Here is an 833-nt window from a genome sequence, read left to right on the forward strand (position 1 = left end):
CGTTTGGCCGCACGCGGTTATGAGTTTGATACCGCGCGTTTCAACGCTTTGGAAGAGCAACGCAAAGCCGTTCAAGTGAAAACAGAAGAGTTGCAGGCTTCACGAAACAGTATTTCCAAACAAATCGGCGCGTTGAAAGGTCAAGGCAAACACGAAGAGGCTCAAGCTGCGATGGATCAGGTTGCCCAAATCAAAGTGGATTTGGAGCAGGCTGCCGCTGATTTGGATGCGGTTCAGAAAGAATTGGATGCATGGTTGTTGACCATTCCGAACCTGCCGCACGAAAGTGTTCCTGCCGGTAAAGATGAAACGGAAAACGTTGAAGTCCGCAAAGTCGGCACGCCGCGCGAATTTGACTTTGAAATCAAAGACCATGTTGATTTGGGCGAGCCTTTGGGTTTGGATTTTGAAGGCGGTGCGAAACTGTCTGGCGCGCGCTTTACCGTGATGAAAGGCCAAATCGCCCGTCTGCATCGCGCTTTGGCTCAGTTCATGCTGGATACGCACACGCTGAAACACGGCTACACCGAGCATTACACGCCCTACATCGTGGACGACACCACCCTGCAAGGCACAGGCCAACTGCCTAAATTTGCAGAAGATTTGTTCCATGTTACCCGCGGCGGTGACGAGAGCAAGAAAACGCAATATCTGATTCCGACCGCCGAAGTAACGCTGACCAATACCGTTGCCGACAGCATCGTGGCCGGCAACGATTTGCCGTTGAAATTAACTGCGCATTCCCCATGTTTCCGCTCCGAAGCGGGCGCATACGGTAAAGACGTGCGCGGTTTGATTCGCCAACACCAATTCGACAAAGTGGAAATGGTGCA

General features: G+C 52.1%; 1 protein-coding gene. It reads left to right on the forward strand.

Features of this window, described 5'->3' with window-relative positions:
* Positions 1 to 833: serine--tRNA ligase (locus ACTHS3_RS16140; RefSeq protein ID WP_440368525.1), on the forward strand; the 833-nt coding region annotated here is incomplete at both ends.

The organism is Neisseria sp. P0009.S007 (assembly GCF_051962515.1).